Origin of the sequence: Thermopolyspora sp. NPDC052614 (assembly GCF_040678635.1) — a bacterium.
In the GTDB taxonomy this organism is placed as follows: domain Bacteria; phylum Actinomycetota; class Actinomycetes; order Streptosporangiales; family Streptosporangiaceae; genus Thermopolyspora.
Genome location: NZ_JBFATZ010000013.1, coordinates 1 through 14,512 on the forward strand (window position 1 = coordinate 1; position 14,512 = coordinate 14,512).

General features: G+C 68.6%; 13 protein-coding genes and 1 pseudogene. 5 read left to right on the top strand and 9 right to left on the bottom strand.

Annotated elements, in window-relative coordinates; all coding sequences use genetic code 11:
• Positions 1 to 60 precede the first annotated feature (60 nt).
• On the bottom strand, positions 61 to 1,230 hold the full coding sequence (locus tag AB0K60_RS25265) for an AMP-binding protein (RefSeq protein WP_364059777.1): 1,170 nt from the start codon (positions 1,228 to 1,230) through the stop codon (positions 61 to 63).
• A 180-nt stretch (positions 1,231 to 1,410) separates the two neighbouring features.
• Here AB0K60_RS25265 and AB0K60_RS25270 point away from each other — a divergent pair, with 180 nt between their 5' ends.
• Positions 1,411 to 2,301, top strand: a complete 891-nt coding sequence (locus tag AB0K60_RS25270; RefSeq protein WP_364059780.1) for a TIGR03619 family F420-dependent LLM class oxidoreductase — start codon at positions 1,411 to 1,413, stop codon at positions 2,299 to 2,301.
• A 148-nt stretch (positions 2,302 to 2,449) separates the two neighbouring features.
• Here AB0K60_RS25270 and AB0K60_RS25275 read toward each other — a convergent pair whose 3' ends face one another.
• A complete protein-coding gene (locus AB0K60_RS25275; RefSeq protein WP_364059783.1) occupies positions 2,450 to 4,003 on the bottom strand; it encodes an MFS transporter in 1,554 nt (517 codons plus the stop codon).
• Positions 4,004 to 4,274: 271 nt separating this feature from the next.
• Between AB0K60_RS25275 and AB0K60_RS25280 the strand changes: the two genes are divergently transcribed.
• Positions 4,275 to 5,672 carry a mycothione reductase gene (locus tag AB0K60_RS25280; RefSeq protein ID WP_364059786.1) on the top strand — a complete coding sequence of 466 codons (1,398 nt, stop codon included), beginning with the start codon at positions 4,275 to 4,277 and terminating at the stop codon, positions 5,670 to 5,672.
• Positions 5,673 to 5,731: 59 nt separating this feature from the next.
• Here the strand turns inward: AB0K60_RS25280 and AB0K60_RS25285 are convergent, their stop codons facing one another.
• The 3 genes from AB0K60_RS25285 to AB0K60_RS25295 are packed head-to-tail and all read right to left on the bottom strand — an operon-like array spanning position 5,732 to position 8,231.
• The gene (locus AB0K60_RS25285; RefSeq protein ID WP_364059789.1) at positions 5,732 to 6,562 is read right to left on the bottom strand and encodes a maleylpyruvate isomerase family mycothiol-dependent enzyme; all 831 of its coding nucleotides are present in this window, start codon (positions 6,560 to 6,562) and stop codon (positions 5,732 to 5,734) included.
• Positions 6,562 to 7,386, bottom strand: coding sequence for a DsbA family protein (locus AB0K60_RS25290; protein WP_364059792.1), 825 nt, complete (start codon positions 7,384 to 7,386; stop codon positions 6,562 to 6,564). The genes AB0K60_RS25285 and AB0K60_RS25290 overlap by 1 nt, the downstream gene beginning before the upstream one ends.
• The gene (locus tag AB0K60_RS25295; protein ID WP_364059795.1) at positions 7,383 to 8,231 is read right to left on the bottom strand and encodes a fumarylacetoacetate hydrolase family protein; all 849 of its coding nucleotides are present in this window, start codon (positions 8,229 to 8,231) and stop codon (positions 7,383 to 7,385) included. The genes AB0K60_RS25290 and AB0K60_RS25295 overlap by 4 nt, the downstream gene beginning before the upstream one ends.
• Before the next feature lie 381 nt (positions 8,232 to 8,612).
• On the opposite strand from AB0K60_RS25295, the gene AB0K60_RS25300 reads away from it, so the two are divergent.
• Complete coding sequence (locus AB0K60_RS25300) at positions 8,613 to 9,401, top strand: GntR family transcriptional regulator (RefSeq protein ID WP_364059798.1); 789 nt, start codon at positions 8,613 to 8,615, stop codon at positions 9,399 to 9,401.
• Between the two features lie 31 nt (positions 9,402 to 9,432).
• On the opposite strand, the gene AB0K60_RS25305 is transcribed toward AB0K60_RS25300, so the two are convergent.
• The 3 genes and pseudogenes from AB0K60_RS25305 to AB0K60_RS25315 all read right to left on the bottom strand — a co-directional run.
• A complete protein-coding gene (locus tag AB0K60_RS25305; protein ID WP_364060296.1) occupies positions 9,433 to 10,323 on the bottom strand; it encodes an SDR family oxidoreductase in 891 nt (296 codons plus the stop codon).
• Positions 10,259 to 10,411: an SDR family oxidoreductase gene (locus tag AB0K60_RS25310; RefSeq protein ID WP_364060299.1), complete on the bottom strand. Its 153-nt coding sequence runs from the start codon at positions 10,409 to 10,411 to the stop codon at positions 10,259 to 10,261. The genes AB0K60_RS25305 and AB0K60_RS25310 overlap by 65 nt, the downstream gene beginning before the upstream one ends.
• 47 nt (positions 10,412 to 10,458) lie before the next feature.
• Positions 10,459 to 11,091 (bottom strand): annotated as a pseudogene (locus tag AB0K60_RS25315) (SDR family NAD(P)-dependent oxidoreductase); the annotation flags it as partial.
• Positions 11,092 to 11,261: 170 nt separating this feature from the next.
• Between AB0K60_RS25315 and AB0K60_RS25320 the strand changes: the two are divergent.
• Together AB0K60_RS25320 and AB0K60_RS25325 are read left to right on the top strand one after the other, a co-directional pair.
• Positions 11,262 to 11,801, top strand: coding sequence for a nuclear transport factor 2 family protein (locus tag AB0K60_RS25320; RefSeq protein ID WP_364059801.1), 540 nt, complete (start codon positions 11,262 to 11,264; stop codon positions 11,799 to 11,801).
• Positions 11,802 to 11,948: 147 nt separating this feature from the next.
• A complete protein-coding gene (locus AB0K60_RS25325; RefSeq protein WP_364059804.1) occupies positions 11,949 to 12,767 on the top strand; it encodes an alpha/beta hydrolase in 819 nt (272 codons plus the stop codon).
• Here the strand turns inward: AB0K60_RS25325 and AB0K60_RS25330 are convergent.
• Complete coding sequence (locus tag AB0K60_RS25330; RefSeq protein WP_364059807.1) at positions 12,745 to 14,355, bottom strand: MFS transporter; 1,611 nt, start codon at positions 14,353 to 14,355, stop codon at positions 12,745 to 12,747. The genes AB0K60_RS25325 and AB0K60_RS25330 overlap by 23 nt on opposite strands.
• Positions 14,356 to 14,512 lie beyond the last annotated feature (157 nt).

The following is a 14,512-nucleotide window of genomic DNA, read 5'->3' on the forward strand; positions in this document are numbered from 1 at the left end:
GAGGGGAAAACACCGGCCGCGACCGCATGATCCCGAACATCAAGGGCTCAGGTCACGAACCTACCGCCGCATGTCGCGAGTTAACCAGCAGGGTCCCCAGGGCAGCACTGTCCCGGCTTCGTCGGCGATGCGAGCGTCGATGCCGAACACCGTGCGCCCCGCCGACGTACGCAGGTGCGCCTGCTCCTCCTCCGAGCGCGTCCGCTCGTCGCGCCGCAGGGTGCTGACCGGCCCGCTCGCGGAGGTCTCGGTCATCCCCCAGGCGTTCGTGAGCGGAACGCCCGTCGTACGCCGGTAGCCTTCGCTGAGCGCCGTCGGCACCGGGGCGCCCCCGGTCATCACGACCCGCAGCGACGAGGCGTCCCGGCCGGACAGATGGGGCAGCGCCGCGGTCCAGATGGTCGGCACCCCGGCGGTGACGCTCACCTTCTCCTCGACGATCAGGTCGGCCAGCGCCGGACCCGACAGGTCGGCGCCCGGCAGCACGAGCGCGGCGCCCGCGGCGAGCGGGGCGTGGACGAGCCCCCAGGTGTTGGCGTGGAACATGGGGACGACGGGCATCACCACGTCGTCCGCACCGATCCCGATCGAGTCCCGCATCATCAGGGACATCTGCTGGAGGAAGATCGACCGGTGGCTGTACACCACGGCCTTCGGGTTTCCGGTGGTCCCGCTGGTGTAGCACACCGCCGCCGCGTGCCGTTCGTCCACCATGGACAATTCTCCGGCGGGCGCCGGGTCCAGCAACGCGTCGTACGCGTGCACGTCGATCCAGCCCAGGTCACCGATCCCCGGGTCGCCCGGGTGGGGCTCGTCTCCGTCGAAGAGCACGAGGTGCTTGACGCTGGAGGCCGTCGTCAGCGCCGGGACCAGGCGAGGCAGCAGGGCACGGTCGGCGAAGACGACCTCGTCCGATGAGTGGTTCATCAGGTACGCGAGCTCGTCGGCCCCGAGCCGCGGGTTGAGCGCGTGGATCACCCGGCCCGAGCACGGCGCCGCGTAGTACACCTCAAGGTGGCGGGCGGTGTTCGAGCCGAACGTCGCCACCCTCCCCCCGGCGCTGACCCCCAGGGCGTCCAGCACCGAGACGACGCGACGGACCCGGCCGGCCCAGTCCGCGTAGCTGATCCGCTCCCTCGCCTGCCCGACGGCCGTGGTGATCGTCTTGCGTCCGTGGTGCCGTTCCGCGCGCTCGAGGATGGTGACGACGCTGAGCGGCTGTTCCGACATCGTTGTTCTCATGGACCGCCTCCGGCTCACTGTTCGCCGCCGACACTATCCCAAGTGTCAACACATTGGAAGAGATCGCTCGGATACTGCCTGGTATATGGCGAGAAACGACTAGGGATACCGCCATCCGTCTCCTCAAAGAGTTGACACTTGCCTCGCGGCGAGACTAGCTTCTGTGAGGTGAAATTTGGAGTTGTCTCGTATACGACCGACTACACGATCAGCCCGGTGGAGCTCGGCAAGGAGATCATGAGCCGCGGCCTGCAGGCCCTGTTCGTGCCCGAGCACAGCCACATTCCGGTGAAGCGGGAGACTCCGTGGGGCGGGCTCTCGCATGCGGACCAGGCCGCCACCGACGACCCGATGTTCGTGCCGGACTGGTACGAGAACGCGCTCGACCCGTTCATCAGCCTGGCCGCGGCGGCCACGGCCTCACCCGGGCTCGTGGTCGGCACCGGGGTGGCGCTGGCGTCGCAGCGACACGCCATCAGCTTCGCGAAAGCCGTGTCCACCCTGGAGGCGGTGATCGGCCCCAACCGGTTCATCTGCGGCGTGGCGGCGGGGTGGAACGTCGAGGAGATGCGCAATCACGGCGTCGGCGCCAAGCAGCGATGGCTCGCGATGCGCGAGACGATCGAGGCGGCCATCCAGATCTGGACCCACGACGAGGCCGAGTACCACGGCAAAGTGGTGGACTTCGACCCGATCCGCAGCTTCCCCAAGCCCGCGACCCGGCCTTATCCGCCGGTGCTGTTCGGCGGACACTCACAGGCCGCGCTCGACCGCGTCGTCGCGATCGGCGACGGCTGGATTCCGGTGGCAGGCCGAGGAGCCCGCCCCACCATCGACGACATCGAAGCCGGAATCAAGTTCCTCGCGAGGAAGTCCGAAGAGGTCGGCCGCACCTTCATCGTCAACGTCCTCGATGTACGCGTCGACCTGGCCACCATCGAGCGTTACCGGGACATGGGCGTCGAGCGGTTCCTGTTCGGCGGTCCCCCGGTGCCCAGGGACGAGGTGCTCCGCAACCTCGACACCTGGGCCGAGGTCGTAGCACGCCTCGGTTCTTGACCGCTACGACGCCGCGTTAACGCACGAAATTAACGCCACAATCAACGCTACGAAGCCAAGCTCGGGGCGACCGCGATCTCCGCGTTCGCCCCGAGCTCTTTTCATCGGGCTCTTTGTCGTCGGGCTCTTTGTCGTCGGGCCCTATTCGTCAGGAGGCCGGGCGCGAGCCCCCGTCGGCCTGCACGGTCACCGGGACGGACTGAGCGGCCTCGGGCAGCTCGGGCCGCCGGGTCCGGGTCACCGCCAGCACCGCGAGGGCGGCCGCCACCGCCGGGGCGGCGAACAGCACCAGCAGGTTGCCCGCGGTCCACTGCCGGTCGAGCAGCATGCCGGCCAGGAGCGGCGCGAGGATGGCCCCGATCCGGCCGGCGCCGATCGCCCAGCCCACCGCGGTCGCTCGGACCAGCGCCGGGTAGAGGTCCGGGACGATCGCGTAGATCCCGGCCATCGAGGCGTTGAGGCACAGGCCCAGCAGGATGGCCACCATGAGCACGCCGCTGAGGTTCCCGAAGACCACGTTCATCAGCAGCAACGAACCGGCGGCCCCGAACAGCACCACGGTGGTGAGCAGTCTGGTGGTGAGCTTGAGCGCGAACGCGGCGAACAGAAGCGTCGCGATGATGCCGCCGACGTTGAGCAGGATGCCGGACTGCGCGGCCTGCCCCGCGGAGGCACCGCTGGACTGCAGCAGCTTGGGGGTCCAGGAGTTGGCGAAGAAGTACACCGCCTGGGTGCAGAAATAGGCGATCCAGATGAGCAGCGTCTTCGTGATCACCCGGCGGCCGAGCACGGCGGCCCGGATGTTCCCGGCGGACTCGCGGGCGGTCGTTTCGGCGGGCAGCTCGGAAAGCTCCGGCTGTCGGATCCGCGCCAGCAGCCGGTTCGCCTCGGCCAGCGCGTTGCGGGGGCGGCGGGCGAGCAGGAACGCGATCGACTCCGGCAGGCTCGTGACCACGGCCGCGATGCCCGCGAGCGTCAAGACCGCGCCGACGACGAACGGCGAGCGCCAGCCGTATTCGGTGAGCAGATACGCCGAGGCCGCCCCGCCGATCACGCCGCCGAACGAGGGCCCCGCGGCGTACAACGCGATGACCGTCCCTCGGCGCCGCTGCGGCGTGTACTCCGCGAGGATCACGGGCAGGCCCGCGGAGACGCCTCCGACGCCGAGGCCGGTCAGCAGCCGCGCGACGAGCAGGACGCCGTAGGCCGGCGCCGCCACCGCCAGAGCCATCCCGACTCCGCAGAGCACGAGACACCAGATCACGAAGGGCCGCCTGCCCACGCGGTCGGCGAGCGGCGCCAGGAAGAAGGCTCCGATCGCCATGCCCACCGGTGTGGCGCTCAGCAGCGTCCCGAGCTGCGAGCCGGTGAGGCCCCACTCCGTGGTCACACCCGCCGCCGAGAGGGCCATGACGAAGACGTCGAAGCCTTCCACCGCGTTGAGCACGCAGCACAGACCGACGATGAACACCTGCCGTCTCGAGAACGGCGACCGATCGATGGATTCCTGGATCGACATTCTGCGTCTCGCCTCCTTTGGTCGTGACGCCCGGCGACCCCATGCTGAGTGGCCGGCATGGTCGAACACTGATCGCCCCCAAGAGGAAGTTACTACACTTAGACCTTTGTAACCAGATGCTTTGTAGACACTTTTGGTAGGCAGGCGTGAGTAACGTGCATCAAACGGCAGCGAGTGCGACATCAAGGTCGCTCATCTGTTGACACTCTGTACGACGCCAGCGAGAGTAGGGCGTCGGTCCAGCCCTAACGGCACCGGCATCGCGGGCCGTCCGCAAGTTACGGCCTTAAGTGTTGACAATACTTGCGGACACGCTCGCCGTGTCAGCCTCGGCCAGAGCGGCTACGGCCTCGTACGTGACCTGCTCACCGGAGATGACGCGCCAAAACTTCCGACCGCCAAGTGTCTACACATGACTGGCATCGGTCGCCGTGATCGCAGTACCGTGTTCCCTGTGACACCTACCGAACCAGAGCCCGAGCGCTTCGATGTCGCGATCATCGGCACGGGCTCCGGCAACTCCCTGCTGACCCCCGACTACGACCGCCTGAAGGTCGCGATCATCGAACGCGACGTTTTCGGCGGCACCTGCCTGAATCGGGGCTGCATCCCGACGAAGATGTTCGTGTACGCGGCGGACGTGGCCGAAAGCGTCCGGCACGCGTCGCGGTACGGCGTGGACGCGCTGCTCGACGCCGTGCGCTGGAACGACATCGTCGAGCGGGTCTTCGGGCGCGTCGCCCCCATCGCGGCCGGCGGCGAGGACTACCGCAGGAGCCTGGACAACGTCACGGTGTTCACCGGGGAAGCCCGGTTCACCGGCGAACGCACGCTCGGGATCCGTGCCGCGGACGGCTCCTCGCGCCAGATCGTCGCCGACGACATCGTGCTCGCGGCCGGGGCCTCCCCCAACATCCCGCCGATCCCCGGCCTGGCGGAGGTCCCGTACCACACCAGCGACACCATCCTGCGGATCCGCGAGCTGCCACGGTCGCTCATCGTGCTCGGCGGCGGGTTCATCGCGGCGGAGATGGCGCACACCTTCGGCAGCTTCGGCGTCGACGTCACGATCATCACGCGCGGCACGCTGCTGACGCGCGAGGACGAGGACATCAGCCGCGAATTCACGCGGCAGTACAGCGAAAGGTTCACCACATACCTGAACGCCGAAGTCCTCCAAGCGGCTGTCGGCGGCGACGGCTCGATCAGGATCGACGCACGCGTCGCCGGCGAGCGGATCTCCGTTTCCGCACAGGCGCTTCTGGTCGCGACCGGGCGCACCCCGGCCAGCGCGGCCCTCAACCTCGACGTGGCGGGCGTCGAGGTCGACGCGGCGGGCTACGTCGTGACCGACAAGTTCCTGCGTACGACCGCCCCCGGTGTCTGGGCCCTCGGCGACATCACCAACCCCGCGCAACTCAAGCACACCGCCAACGCCGAGGCCCGGATCGTGGCGCACAACCTCGTCCACCCGGGCGACCTGCGGGCGATCGACCTGTGGCCGGTGCCGCACGCGGTGTTCGCCGGCCCTCAGATCGCCTCGGTCGGGCTCACCGAACAGGAGTTGCGCCGCGCGGGAACGCGCCCCTACGTGACCGCCACGCAGTACTACCGCGACGTCGCGTACGGCTGGGCCATGGAGGACACCCGGAACTTCTGCAAGCTCATCGCGGACGCGGAAACCCGGATGCTGCTCGGGGCCCACATCATCGGGCCGTACGCGAGCATGCTGATCCAGCAGCTCATCCAGGGCATGCGGTTCGGCCAGACCGTGGACGAGATGGCCCGCGGGATGCTCTACATCCACCCGGCGCTGAGCGAACTCGTCGAGAACGCGCTGCTCAAGCTCTGAGCCGGGACCGGCCCGCTCCGCCCCCTCGACCGCGGCGGAGCGGGCCGTGGCACGGCCGGTCAGACCGTGAAGGCGAGGTTGTCCAGCACCTTCGTGCCGAGGGCCTGGTCCCCCTCGATCGTGACCTGGGGCTTGGCCACGCGCGGATCGATCCTGCCCCCCACCAGGCGCATGAACAGCGCCGAGGACAGCCGCAGCGTGACCGTCGCCGGCCCGTCGAGCGCCTCCTTGACCTTCGCGCGGCCTTCGACGGCGACGTGGATCCGCTCGGTCACCGGGCCGTCGAGCGCGATCGTGACCGAGGACCCGTCCGGCGCGCCCGCCTGCTTGCCGATGACGAACCCGAGCGCGGCCTTCACCTCCTCCAGGCACTCCTCGGCGACGGGGCCGCCCTCACCGCCCGGCCTGCCGATCGCGTGCCGGATGTCCTGCTCGTGCATCCAGCAGTCGAAGATCCGGATCCGCATGAACCCGCTGTAGGGGCGCTCCCCGCCCGGCGTCCAGCCCACGGCCTCGAACTCCTCGTCGGACATTGCGCGCAGGAACGCGGAGCGGCGAGCGGTGACCGCGCGGAACTCGGCGAGGAGCTCCTCGTGGGTGAGCGGCCGCAGGGCGTCGACCCAGGCCTCGTTGGTCTGGCCGATCACGTTACGCACGTGCGACTTGACGCCTTCGCCGAGCGTCGTGGCGGCCACGCGTTGCCGGATGGACTCCGGGCCCTGCTCCAGCATCCGCTCGGTGCCGATGATGTGCGCGAGCGTGTCGTGCACGTCCCAGCCGGGGAGCACGGGGGTGTCCCACTCACTGGCCGGCAGCGGAGTGAGCAGCCGGTCGAGGTCCGCCCACACGGTGCCGAGCAAATCGGCCATTTCCAGGCGCCTGCTGCTCATCAGTCCTCCTTCTTGCTGTTCTTCGGGTCGTGGACGCCGAAGTCGATGACCTTGCCCCGGTTGATGCTCACCCAGTCCCTGGCCTCCAGGTAGGGGCGGATGGTGGTGGCGATGTACTCGTCGTCGTCCTTGGTCTTCGGGCGCTGTGTCTCGTAGAGGTGGGGGAACTCCAGCCAGGCCGTGAAGGCGTACCAGAGGCGCAGTGCCGCCGCGCCGGTCGGCGGATCCATCACGACCGGCCCGAAGAGCAACTGGTCGCCGAAGAACATCGACGGGACGCCGAAACCGCCGGCGTCGAGCACCCGCTGGTGGTCGGCCTTGATCTCGTCGTGGGTGGTCGGGTCGGCGATCGCCTTGTCGACCACGTCCGCGTCGACGCCGATCCGGGTGAGCAGGTGACGGGCGACCTCCGGGTCGTGGGGCCGGCGACCGTCCACGTGCAGCGCCCAGCCCGCGGTCTCGAACCACTTGTCCACCAGGGACATGTCGATCCGCCGCAGGTAGGCCCCGATGCGCATCATCGACCACCCGTAGGACCACTCGCGCTCCCACGGGTGCTTCTTACCCTCGACGCGGTTGACCTCTTCGAGGCTGAAGAAGCGCCAGTTGATGGTCAGGCCGATCTGCGCACGGACGTTGCGCAGCCATCGCGCGGTCTGGAACGCGAAGGGACACAGCACGTCCATGTGGAAGTCGACCGTCGTCGGCGCCTTGCTCACGAGCTCGGCCATCGCGGCCGTCGCGAGGTCGGTGGGGGTCTCTATCGTGGGGGTCTCAGTTGTGGGGGTCTCAGTTGTGGGGGTCTCTGTGGCTGTGCCGGTCATGCTGCCGCTCCCCTCTTGGCTTCTCCGGCTGTGGCCGATGCTTCGCGGACGCACGTGTTCGTCAGCGTTCCGATGGATTCGACGGACGTGACCACCACGTCCTGCGCTTGGAGCGCCACGGGAGGTTTGCGGGCGTGGCCGACCCCGCTGGGCGTGCCGCCCAGGATCAGGTCCCCGGGCTTGAGCGTGAGGATGTGGCTCAGGTACGACACGACCGCGGCGGGCGAGAACACCATGTCCGAGGTCCGGCCCGACTGCATCACCTCGCCGTTGACGGTGCAGGTGACGGCCAGGTCGTCCGCGTGGTCGACCTCGTCGGGGGTGACGAGCGCGGGGCCGAGCGGGTTCGTGCCCTCGAACGTCTTGCCCTGCAGCCACTGCATGGTGCGGAACTGTACGTCGCGGGCGGTGATGTCGTTCGTGACGGTGTACCCGGCGATCGCGTTTCGTGCCTCCGCCTCCGAGCCGCGCCTGATCTCGGTGCCGATGACGTAGGCGAGCTCGGCTTCCCAGTCCATCGCCTGCGACATCGCGGGCAGGGTGATGTCGTCGTGGGGGCCGATCAGCGATTCGGCGTACTTCGCGAACAGCGTCGGGTAGTCGGGTGGCTCGACCCCCATCTCCGCCAGATGCGCCCGGTAGTTGGCGCCCACGCAGATGATCTTGCCTGGTGTCGTGACGACCGGAGCGAGATCGAGGCCGTTCGCGTCCAGCTCGCCTGTGATGGCGACGTCGCCTCCCCGCGCCCGGAGCCTGATCAGCGTGCCGACATCGGGGGCGTCGAAGAGCTTCACCGCGCCGTCAACGAGTTCGGCGGCCGACGTGGACCCGTCAGGCCGCCTCACAGTCACAAATCGCATGCCTTCGTCCGTTCCGTAAGGCCGCCTGGGCCGCTGACGTACGCGCGGCTTGCTCGGCGGATGGAGTGGAGCCTTGCGGCGAGGTGCATCGGCTAACGCTCCACTTTGGCTTCACCGTATCACGAAGTGTCAACACTTCTGCGGACCGGATCGGATCTTAGGCGGGAAAAGAGCAAGATGAGCGGCCCAAATGACGACAGTAGCGGCCACTCAGGGAGCCACATGGTCCGCGAATTGTCTTACTGGGCTCGCGATGTGTTAGCATCTAGCGGCTGGCGTACCGGCGCGCTGTCGTGAGGACGGCGCTGAAGGGCGTAGCCTCCGAACGGAAAAATGACTGCCGCCAAGCGAGATCGGAGGCCCGACTTGGCCGAAGACCGGTTCCCGCGCTCTGGCGTCACCCAGCAGGCGGCGGACTCGGCTTCTCCCGAGGACGAGCCGACGGACAGCGGGCGTGACGCGAGCACGGTCGCGTACCTCAAGATTCGCAAGGACATCCTCGCCGGCCGCGCGGCGCCCGGCAGCTACCTGAACCAGGTCCACATCGCTCGCGAGCTCGCGATCAGCCGCGGCCCGCTGCGTGAGGCGCTGCGCCGGCTCGAGAACGAGGGCCTCGTGATCTCGGAGAAGAACCGCCGCAGCCGCGTGGCGGAGCTGTCCGCGTCCGACGCCGAGCAGCTCTACGCGCTGCGGTGCGTGAACGAGAGGCTCGCGATCGAGCTCAGCGTTCCGCTGCTGACCGAGGACGACCTGCGGGAGATGGCGGAGGCGTTCGCGGCCATGCAGGCCTCCGACAAGACGGACGAAGACGCCTGGGAAGCGGCGCACGAACGGTTCCACGAACTCGCCCTCGCCCGCGCGCCCGGCCGGATCTACGGGGTGGTGCACGAGCTGCGGGAACACGCCGGACGGTACATCAGGCTTCTGCACATGCGGGGCGTGGGGCACCCGATCGCGCTCCAGGAGCACGAGCAGCTGCTCACCGCGTGCCAGGAAGCCGACGCCGGGCGTGCCGCGCAGATCGTGACGAGCCATTTGGCGCGCACGGCGTTCGGGGTGCTCACCATCGTCGATCCGCTCTACGAACCGGCTGCGCTGAGACAGCTCATGCGCCGGGTGCTGGGCGGCCCGATGGCCTCCGCCTCGGCGAGCTGACCCCGGTTAGCTGACGCCGGTGATCTGACGCTCAGATCAGCGCCGACGTGGCGCCGCCGTCGACGACGATGGTGGCGCCGCTGATGAACGACGCGTCGTCGGCGGAGAGCATGAGTACGGCCGCGGCGACCTCTTCCGGCGTGCCCATTCGCCGCATTCCCGCCATGTGGGTGCGGACCCACTCGTCGCGCATCTCGGCGAACCGTGCCTCGTCGTTCACGGCATCGAAAGCCTTGCGGACCATGGGGGTGTCGATGGTGCCCGGGTTGACCACGTTGACTCGGATGCCCCTCGTCCCGTAGTCGAGGGTCGCCGCACGGGCCAGGCCGTTCAGCGCGAGCTTGCTGGCCGAGTACGCGGCCGTCCTGGGTCGTGACCCGTGCTGGATGATCGACCCGGTCAGCACGATCGACCCGCCACGGTCGAGCAGATGGGGAATCTGGTACTTCATGCTGAGGAACACGCCACGGGTGTTGACGGCGAAGATGTGGTCCCAGTCCTCGACGGGCATCTCGTGAATGGTGGCGTAGCCATTGGCTCCGGCGTTGTTGTGGGTGATGTGCAGTTCGCCGAGGTAATCGACGGCCTGCTCGGTGGCGGTGCGTACCGACTCCGCGTCGCGCACGTCGACCGGGAAGAAGGCGGCCGATCCGCCGGCTGCGCGAATGATGGCGACGGTCTCCTCGCCGCCTGCCGGGTCGATGTCCAGACAGGCGACACGCGCCCCTTCACGCGCGAACGCCACGGCGCTGGCCCGCCCGATTCCCGACGCGGACCCGGACACGATGACGGCCTTGTTCTGAAATCGGTCAGCACTCATGAACGGCTCCCTGCTTGTCGGCTTTCTGTGGAGCTGGTCACCATTTGAGGGACAGCCCGCCATCGACGACGAGGTCGATTCCGGTGACGTACCTGGATTCATCGCTGGCGAGGTACACCGCGGCCCAGGCCACGTCCCAGCCCTCACCCCCGATTCCCATCGGCACGAGCGCGGCGCGTTTGGCCCACATGTCCTCCACGTTCGCGCTGTCCACACCGGAGAACCCGCGTCCCGCTCGACCATCGGGGTCTGCATTGCGCCGGGCGAGATGGCGTTGATCCGCACCCGCTCGCGCGCGTACTCGACGGCGGAGGTGCGGGTGAGGTGCAGCAAGGCGGCCTTCGACGCGTAGTACGCGGCGTAGGACACGCCGAGCCAGCGGGTCCCGGCGACCGAGGCGATGTTGATGATCGACCCGCCGCCGCGGGAGGCCATGTGCGGAATGGTGTGCTTCATGGCCAGCAGCGCCGCTTTGAGGTTGACGTCCATTACGCGGTCCCAGGTCGACAGCTCGATGTCGACGACTCCGCCGACTTCCGCGATCCCGACGTTGTTGTCGAGGATGTCGATCTGCCCCCACTGCTCCAGACAGGCGGCCACCATGTCGCGTGACTGGCGCTCGTCGGTCGCGTCGGCGGCGTACGCGTGGGCACGTCCGCCCTCATCGGTGATGATTTTGGCCGTCTCCTCCGCCGCCGCCGCATCGCGATCGACGCAGAACACGGCGGCGCCCTCGCGGGCGAACGTCACCGCGGTCGCCTTGCCGTTCCCCCACCCCGGGCCGACCGAGCCCGCTCCTACGACGAGCGCGATCTTGCCCGCCAGACGGCCGGCCACCTGACGGTCGTGTTCGGACGACGTTCGGGTCATGGAAGCACCTGCTCTCTGTGGCCTCTCTGCGGCTTGGCCTGGCTGCTGTCACAGCCTGAAACCAACCAGGAGAAATGTCAACACTTTGTGACGGCGAAGTTGCCCGCTCGGTGCAGAGTTCGCACATCATGCCAGTACACTGCGATTAAGTGTCAACACAAGGGGCGGCCATGACTTCACACTTCCCGACCTTCCTCGACGAACTCGAAGCGAGGACCCGGATCCACGACACCTTGCTGCGCTTCTGCAGGGGCATCGACCGGAAGGACTGGGAGCTGCTGCTGTCCTCGTTCCACGAGGACGCCGTGGACGATCACGGCTGGGTGTCCGGCAACCCGCGGCGCGACCTGGTGCCGGGACTTCAGGCTCGGCACGAAACCGTCGAGCACTCCGCGCACGTGCTGACCAACGTCGCCTGCACCTTCCTCTCGCCGACGGAGGCCAGGGTCGAGTCCTACGTGACCGTCGCCCAGCGCGAGCGCCCCGACTCGGCGGGACAGGTGCGGCGGACGCAGGCCCTGGTGCGTTACATCGACCTGTTCCAGCGCCGCGACGACGGCGACTGGCTGATCGCGGACCGGACGCTCGTGTACGGGGACATGATCGTCACCTCCTCGACCGACCGGTTCGATCCGCCGGCCACCTTCACCGTGCAACGCCGCGACGGCAACGATCCGCTGGAGCAGGCGGAAGCGGCGCGGCCTCGCTAGTGTCAACAGTTATTTAGGATCAGAACGGCATCTGCCGACAGAAGGTCCGGCGAAGCATTGACAGCGCGCAAACCAGACATATAGCTTCGCCTCTGCCGCCGGCGCCGCACATCGGGCCCGGCGCGCCCCCTCGCGAAAGGTCTCCAAATGCGATTCCTCGCTGCTCACGGCGGCTGCCACGGAGCATGGGCCTGGGACTTCGTCAAGCCCGAATTGGCAAAACTGGGCCATGAGCTCGTGGCGGTAGAGCTCCCTGGTCACGGCACCCGGCGCGACGAAGTGGCGACACTTGATGGTTACCGCGACGCCGTCCTAGAGCTTCTGCAGCCGGGCGACGTGCTCGTCGGGCATTCGTCCGGGAGCGTGGTCGCCACCATCGCCGCGAACGAGCGGCCCGACCTCGTCGCGCACATCTGCTTCGTGGCCGGCATTCTCCCGGTCGAGGGAATGCCCCTCCCCTACGAAACAACCTCGACGACCCTCGGGGGCAGCTCGGACTCGCCCGTTGACGACGAATCGCCGCTGGACACCTACATCAAGATGACCGAAGGCAACGAGGCGTTCTACTTCGAGCGCCAGGGCGCGGTCATGGCCTTCTACAACGACTGCTCCGACGAGCTCATCGACTGGGCCTACTCCAAGCTCGTCCCGGAACCGTTCGCTCCCTTGACCGTTCCGGTCTTCGTCCCGAACTTCTGGAAGCAGGCCGACCTCTCTCGTAGCTTCATCATGGGCTCACGGGACACAACCTGCTTCCCGGCGCTCGCGCGCCTGCAGGCCAAGCGTCTGGGCGTCGTCCCGCTGGAAATCGACACAGGGCACTCGCCGTGGCTGAGCAGGCCGACCGAGTTCGCCGCCCTGCTGGTCGAGGCGACGAAGACCAAGCCGGTCGGACCGCTCATCCCCACCTCCCTCCATGTCACGCAGGAGGTCACGCAGGAAGCTACGCAGGAACACGCGGGCTGACGGAGTGCAAATCACGCGCCCGGATGAGCACGAGTGAGATCACCACGGCGGCGAGGGCGCCGGCGGCGGCGATCAGGCAGGTGGTGGTGAGCGCTTCGGTGAAGACGGTTTCGGCTGTCGCGCGGAGTTGAGTGGGGACCAGGTCGAAGCGGCCGCCCGCGACGGCCGCCGCCACCGGGTCGGGGAGTTCGGCGTCGATGCGGGCGGTGAAGACCGCGCCGAAGACGGCGACGCCGGTGGCGGTGCCGAGGGGCAGGAACGTGTTCGACAGGCCGGACGCCATGCCCGCCCGTTCCTTGGGCACGACGTCGAGCGTCACGCCGAGGAGTGGAGGGAAGGCGAGCGCGCCGCCGACGCCGAGGAGCACGAAGCCGGGCAGCGCCACGGTCCAGGCGCTGTCGGGGCCGATCCTGAACAGCGCCAGGAAGGCGGCCGTGATCAGCAGGAAGCCCGCCGCCATCAGGCGGGAGGCCGGGATGCGTTGTCCCAGTCGTCCGGCGAGCGGGGCGACGATCAGGATCGGCAGCGTCAGCGCCAGCAGGCGCACGCCGGTCTCCAGCGGCGTGTGGCCGAGCATGCCCTGCAGCCAGAGGATCAGGTACGGCAGGATGCCGAAGCTGGTGATCCGCGCCATGAAGGTCAGCAGTACGGCCCCGCTGAACGACGGGATGCCGAACAGTCGCACGTCCAGCACGGCGTGGGGGATGCGGCGCTCGACGAGAACGAAGACGCCCAGCAGGACGACCCCGGCCACCAGCGTGGCGAGCACCCACGGCGAGCCCCAGCCGTCGTCCGGGCCGGCGATCAGCGCGTAGTTGAGCGTGAACAGCATGACGGTGGCGAGCAGCGCGCCCGTCACGTCGATCCGGCCCGCGGGGGCCTCGCGGGCGGGCTCGCGCAGCCCCAGCAGCGTTCCGGCGATCAGGAGGACGCCGATGGGGATGTTGATGTAGAAGATCCAACGCCAGCCGAGGCCGTCGACGAGCGCGCCGCCGACGAGCGGGCCGAGACCGGCGGCGGCTCCGCCGACGGCGGAGAAGGCGCCGATCGCGCCCTTGCGGGCGGGTCCCGGCGGGTACGCGCCCGCGATCAAGGCCATCGAGGTGCCCATGACCAGCGCGCCGCCGGCGCCCTGAAGCACGCGGAAGACGGCGAGCGAGGCGGGGTTCCAGGCGAATCCGCAGGCGGCCGAGGCGGCGGTGAACAGCGCCACCCCGGCCAGGAAGATGGACCGCCGTCCGACGCGGTCGGAGATGGATCCGGCGGTGAGCAGCAGCGCCGCGAAGGCGAGGGTGTAGCCGTTGATGACCCACTGGAGCCCGTCGAGCCCGGCTCCCAGTTCCGTGGCCATCTTGGGCAGGGCCACGTTGACGATCGTGATGTCCAGGGTGAGCAGGACCGCCGGTCGAGGGCCGCGCCGGGCAGGTAGGACAGGTGGCCGAGGACGAACCACCACAGGGTCGCGTACACCTCGATGCCGTATTCGTCGGTGTGGCCGAGTTCGGCGAAGCGGTCGAGCACCCAGGTGAACAGCGCCCCGGCGCGCGGGGCGAACAGCTCGCCTTGGCGCAGGATCTCCACGACCCACGCGTGCTGCGACAGGTAGGCGTCGAGCATGATGAAGGCCTCGGTGACGCGCTCCTGGGGGGTGCCCTCCTCGCCGGGCAGCGGCGGCAGCCCGGCGGCGACGTCGTCGAGCAGGGCGAGGATCAGCTCACGCTTGTCCTTGACGTGCCGGTACAGGG

Bases quoted from the DNA above. Each gene is read 5' to 3' on its own strand.
- AB0K60_RS25305 (WP_364060296.1), bottom strand. From the start codon at position 10,323: ATGAATCCAGGTACGTCACCGGAATCGACCTCGTCGTCGATGGCGGGC.
- AB0K60_RS25290 (WP_364059792.1), bottom strand. From the start codon at position 7,386: ATGACCGGCACAGCCACAGAGACCCCCACAACTGAGACCCCCACAACT.
- AB0K60_RS25320 (WP_364059801.1), top strand. From the start codon at position 11,262: ATGACTTCACACTTCCCGACCTTCCTCGACGAACTCGAAGCGAGGACC.
- AB0K60_RS25310 (WP_364060299.1), bottom strand. From the start codon at position 10,411: ATGTGGGCCAAACGCGCCGCGCTCGTGCCGATGGGAATCGGGGGTGAG.
- AB0K60_RS25275 (WP_364059783.1), bottom strand. From the start codon at position 4,003: ATGTCGCACTCGCTGCCGTTTGATGCACGTTACTCACGCCTGCCTACC.
- AB0K60_RS25285 (WP_364059789.1), bottom strand. From the start codon at position 6,562: ATGAGCAGCAGGCGCCTGGAAATGGCCGATTTGCTCGGCACCGTGTGG.
- AB0K60_RS25265 (WP_364059777.1), bottom strand. From the start codon at position 1,230: ATGTCGGAACAGCCGCTCAGCGTCGTCACCATCCTCGAGCGCGCGGAA.
- AB0K60_RS25325 (WP_364059804.1), top strand. From the start codon at position 11,949: ATGCGATTCCTCGCTGCTCACGGCGGCTGCCACGGAGCATGGGCCTGG.